Annotated in this window: 5 protein-coding genes and 1 pseudogene; 3 read left to right on the top strand and 3 right to left on the bottom strand. The window is 57.9% G+C overall.

The genetic code is table 11. The features are described 5' to 3' along the window. The 3 genes from VGP75_RS19150 to VGP75_RS19140 form a co-directional block, all read right to left on the bottom strand. Positions 1-797: nucleotidyl transferase AbiEii/AbiGii toxin family protein (locus tag VGP75_RS19150; protein WP_327545172.1), on the bottom strand; the 797-nt coding region annotated here is incomplete at its 3' end. Then, positions 790-1,407, bottom strand: coding sequence for a type IV toxin-antitoxin system AbiEi family antitoxin domain-containing protein (locus VGP75_RS19145; protein ID WP_327545171.1), 618 nt, complete (start codon positions 1,405-1,407; stop codon positions 790-792). The genes VGP75_RS19150 and VGP75_RS19145, both read right to left, overlap by 8 nt. Before the next feature lie 395 nt (positions 1,408-1,802). Next, the gene (locus VGP75_RS19140) at positions 1,803-2,210 is read right to left on the bottom strand and encodes a recombinase family protein (protein ID WP_526025535.1); all 408 of its coding nucleotides are present in this window, start codon (positions 2,208-2,210) and stop codon (positions 1,803-1,805) included. Between the two features lie 223 nt (positions 2,211-2,433). On the opposite strand from VGP75_RS19140, the pseudogene VGP75_RS19135 reads away from it, so the two are divergent. The 3 genes and pseudogenes from VGP75_RS19135 to VGP75_RS19125 form a co-directional block, all read left to right on the top strand. After that, positions 2,434-2,832: pseudogene (locus tag VGP75_RS19135) on the top strand (hypothetical protein); the annotation flags it as partial. Between the two features lie 218 nt (positions 2,833-3,050). Further along, positions 3,051-3,383, top strand: coding sequence for a helix-turn-helix transcriptional regulator (locus tag VGP75_RS19130; RefSeq protein ID WP_327545170.1), 333 nt, complete (start codon positions 3,051-3,053; stop codon positions 3,381-3,383). Further along, positions 3,373-4,358: type II toxin-antitoxin system HipA family toxin (locus VGP75_RS19125; protein WP_327545169.1), on the top strand; the 986-nt coding region annotated here is incomplete at its 3' end. The genes VGP75_RS19130 and VGP75_RS19125, both read left to right, overlap by 11 nt.

Raw genomic sequence — 4,358 nt, 5'->3', positions numbered from 1 at the left:
AGGCTCATTCCTTCGATCTCGGTCGCCTCGGAATAGGCTAGCCACTGAGCGGACTTTGTTGCATCTGTGGCGAACGCGTGAGACAGGCCTGGCGGTCGCTCCTTCGGCACCTCCGTTTGACGCCGCTCAAAGGTCTTTTCGATGCTTGCCGCCAAGTCGCCTAGATCGAGATCCACGGCCTTCGGCAGCGCCCATAGGTCGTAGTAATCCTTCATCCGGCCATTGATGATGCCGAGTGCCACAACTGCCTGGAATTTCTCTGCGATGACCGTCTCGGGGGAGTAGGCGCGCACCGACGCCGAGGGAAAGTCGAGCAGGGAGCCATAGTCGAGCGTGTAGTCTGGGTTTCCAAGCGCGTCTCCGAACCCGACATCGATTGTGATTGGGATTCTGGTCTTTTCCAGATACGCGGTCGTCTTTAGGCGCATGCCGCCATAGACTTGATCTTCCCTGATCGGGGCCGCTGAAAGACTGGTACCGTCGAAAGCGAGGCCGTCGCCCACATCGATCGCTAGAATCTCTGCGATGGTCTTCTTGAGGGTTGCCGCGTCCTCAGCTCCGAAAGAGAGGAAGTCGATGTCTCGGGTAAACCGGCCACTGTCCTTCGTCCAAAGGGTGACGAGCATGCCTCCCTTCAAAACGAAGCGATCGCGGTGTGCTGACACCGACAGGCGGTAGATGAACCGTTCCAGTCCGAATGCGACCAAGACCACATCGAAGGCCTGCCCCTCCGCGCGCGCGAGGTTAAGCAGTCTCGCTCGCACCGACGCCGCGATGTTTCTGGGGCTATCAGCCATTGGACGTCAGGGCCTCAAGGTAGGGACGCATCTGGTTCCAGGCACTGTAATTCCGCGCGGCCTCGGCAATCGCTGAGGGTGTCGCCTTGCGCTGTTCGATTGTAGACTTAAGAGCCTCGATGGCGACCGATCGATCGACGAGGCGCTGATTTCGGAACGCATCTGCAAGCGTTTTCGGTATCGTGTACATTCTGATCTTCGCCCCGTCGATCTGATGCTCTTCGACGCCGCCGGAGAAATACGGTTCACGGAATCGGACAGCTCGGATCTTCGGATATGTGATCTTTGGCTCCCAGTCCTTGGCGCCAATCGCAATCCAGATACGACGCGGCAGTTGATCAGTGAGGCCGTGGAAAGCCAGGGCCGACGTCAGGCAGATGACGGCTTTCGGTGCTCGCTTGGCGACTTCAATCAGAGTCTCATGTGTATTGGGCACGCTGTCGGGCAGGCCGTAAAGCCCTCGGCCTAGCCGAAGGACTTCACCGGATTGCACTGAGCGTGAAATCGTTGCCGCTGAGACACCCGCATCCTTGAGATCCTGTGCGCGTACCGGCGCATGGTACTTGAGGTATTCAAGGAGGCGTTGCCTCTGTGTCAGATCGCGTGGCATTGATAGGTAACCTCGGACAGTTTTGCATTTGGTCCGAGGTTTTGTAACATAGACTGGTTGCGGCTGCCAAGACCGCGGTACTTCGCACAAGGCGCAACCATTCTGTAAGGAGTGCGGATTGCTGATGGGGTGGATGGCTCCTGCTCCAATCGGCGTCGCAATGCGCCATACTGCAGATGTCCATATCTGCTTATAGGAGGAGCCACCCAATGCAAGTTACCACAATTGGGGTCTGATGCCGGAGAGTGCAGAATCCGACGCTAAGCGGTGAGAACCTGTTTCCCATAATCGCGCAGATTGCCGTTCGGGTCGACATATCGGTAGAGTGTGACTGGTTTGCCCCCCAATTCCTTACAAAGTTCTGAAACTGATGTATCGCGGCTGGCCATAGCGGCCTACACCATTCGCACCTGCGCTTTTGTCAGAGCAAATTTCCTTCCACCTTTCCGGCCGCGGGCGCGGGCGGCTTGTAACCCCGCCATTGTGCGTTCGCGTATCAACTCGCTTTCAAATTCGGCGAGAGCGGCAAAGATGCCGAATGAAAGCCGTCCTGCCGCAGTTGTTGTGTCAATCTGCGCCCCTTGCCCGGTTAGAACCTTGAGGCCGACGCCACGCTCGGACAGCATGCTGACGGTTTTGACAAGGTGGTGGAGGCTGCGCCCCAAGCGGTCGCGCTTCCACACGACCAGCACATCCCCCTCACGCAATGCCTTGAGGCAGGCCTCCAGACCGGATCGGTCATCCTTCTTGCCCGACGTCAGGTCTGAGTAAATCTGTTCTTCTTCCACGCTCGCTGTGATCAAGGCATCCCGCTGCAGGTCTAGGGACTGGCTTCCGTCGGCTTTTGAGACGCGGGCATACGGTGTATCATGCCGTGCGATACATGTCGCGACACGAAACTTCGCCCCCGTGCGACCAGTGCTTCTTCGAACTCACAACTATTCCTCCTGAATTTTCCAGTTTCAGGATAGTTGCGCCACACAGATTGAGGCAGAGCCAGTTTTGGGGAGATTACCTCCGGCGATTACACGCATTGTGGCGAGCGAGAGCAAGGGGGCGATATTCGCACCGCTGGCCATGTATGGGACAGGGGAGCTGCGCGCTAGCGGCCCACCCGCTGACCGTCTGGCGCGCTGGCTTGACGGGATGGAGACGGCATGTCTGACCGCAATGCGGCACCTCGACGATATCGTGGCCTGGTCAGCGCAGGCAGAAACCGAGATGACCCTGCTCTCGGGTAAGACCCCGCGCGCCTTGCGCGCTGTGCTGACTGAATGGCCCCTTGTCGACGCTTCGATGGCAGAGACCTTTACAGGCACCAGCCGCGCCGCCGTTCAGCGCAACCTCACCTGGATGGAGGCGCGGCGTCTGGTCCGCGAGCTGACCGGGCAGGGCCGCTACCGGATGTGGCGGGCGACAAACTGAAGGCCTTGGTGGGGTAGGGCAGAGCCTCCGATTTTATTAACCTGTCAAAAATTGACCCCGGTGACTTCGCTGGTGAGCATTTTATGACCCTTATAATTACCTTATGGATCATACCTTACCCAGCGATTTGACATCTTGCTCTATTTATGTCCATACTGAGCATTAAACGACCCATGAGATCATCTTATGGGTCTTAACTTACCCAAATGGCAACAGAGATGAGACGGACACGCAGCTACTCCCGCGCCACGAAGCAGGCGCTTTCAGTCCTTGGCAAACTGATCAAGGTTGGCCGTTTGGAACGCGGTCTGACGGCGGCAGAGTTGTCCGAACGTGCCGGTATCACGCGCAAGACATTGCGCAGGATCGAGTATGGCGAACCCGGCCCCGAGATCGGCATCGTCTTCGAAGTCGCTTTCCTCGTTGGGGTGCGCCTGTTCCAGCACGACGAACGCACCTTGCAGATGCATGATGCGCACCTCGACGAGAAGCTGACCCTTCTGCCAAAGAGTGTCCGTCCATCAGGCAAGGAGGTCGATGATGACTTCTGATTTCAAGACACCCGAAGGTGCATTTGTCTGGACATGGCTGCCAAACGAAACAGACCCGGTCGTCGCCGGGCGCATCACCGTGGACGGCGACCGCTACATTTTCAACTACGGTGCCAGCTACCTTGATCGCAAGAACGCTATTCCGCTTTATGAGCCGGAACTACCTTTGCGACGCGGACGGATTGCTCCGCTCCCGAACATGGAGATGGCAAGTAGCCTTCGGGACGGCTCGCCCGATGCATGGGGGCGGCGCGTGATCATTAACCGGCTCGTTGGCCCCAACGCAGCGGACGAGGGCACTGATGGGCTCAATGAACTGACCTACCTGCTGGAGTCGGGGTCAGACAGGATCGGGGCTCTCGACTTCCAGCTGTCGGCCACCGAATATGTCCCCCGTCTATCGGCGCAAGCGAGCTACAAAGACCTGCTCGAAGCCGCTGACCGCGTCGAAAAAGGTCTCCCCCTCAGCTCTTCTCTGGATCAGGCGATCAATCACGGCACATCGATCGGCGGCGCGCGCCCGAAATCCCTTATTGATGGCAATGATCGCAAGTTGATTGCGAAGTTTTCGTCCAGCAAGGATGTTTACAGTGTCGTGAAGGCCGAATTCATAGCCATGCGGCTTGCTGCCATGTGTGGCCTGAATGTCGCCCCCGTCTCTGTCTTCGAGACGGCAGGCAAGGACGTTTTGCTCATCGAACGGTTCGACCGCATCAAAGCTAAGACTGCCTGGCAGCGCAGGGCGATGGTTTCAGCTCTGACCATGCTCGGGCTTGGTGAGATGGAGGCGCGTTATGCGTCCTACGAAGACCTTGCGGAACTGATCCGTCACCGCTTCACCACTCCCAAAGAAACGCTCAAGGAACTCTACGGCCGGATATGCTTCAATATTCTGTGCGGCAACACGGACGATCACGCGCGTAACCACGCCGCGTTCTGGGACGGCAAAATGCTCACGTTGACCCCGGCATACGA

Source organism: Yoonia sp., from assembly GCF_036007805.1.
Taxonomy (GTDB): domain Bacteria; phylum Pseudomonadota; class Alphaproteobacteria; order Rhodobacterales; family Rhodobacteraceae; genus Yoonia.
The sequence above is the reverse complement of the archived record's forward strand: the minus strand, read 5'-3'. Positions and strand labels throughout refer to the sequence as shown.